This window comes from Serratia sp. CoH_122_TC_1, from assembly GCF_058191755.1.
The window spans coordinates 1-287 of the sequence record NZ_JBXWLA010000079.1 but is presented as its reverse complement, the minus strand read 5'-3'; the positions used below and the strand labels follow the sequence as shown (position 1 = coordinate 287).

Annotated in this window: 1 protein-coding gene; it reads right to left on the bottom strand. The window is 37.6% G+C overall.

Features of this window, described 5'->3' with window-relative positions; genetic code table 11:
• On the bottom strand, positions 1-287 hold a 287-nt coding region (locus tag AC2FC2_RS27060), incomplete at both ends, for a hypothetical protein (RefSeq protein WP_490660217.1).

Below are 287 nucleotides of genomic sequence, written 5' to 3'. Positions count from 1 at the left end.
ACAATTTCAGACAAGACAACAAAAAATTGAACAATATTTTTAGTGGCATGCGCTGAAACGCACGACACCGTCTCTGACGTCAATTTTCCTGCAAATGACGGCTTAAATGTTCCTGATGTGTCTACTACACGATATCTATTATTTTCATCGACCAGGTTGTAGTTATCAGGAAGAATATAGCGTACACGTGCGTAGCGATCTGTCAGTTCTGAAAACTCATTTAATGACAGATTCTGATAATAGAAAGGCTGATAGTTAGATGAAATAACACCATTGGCATATTGTGT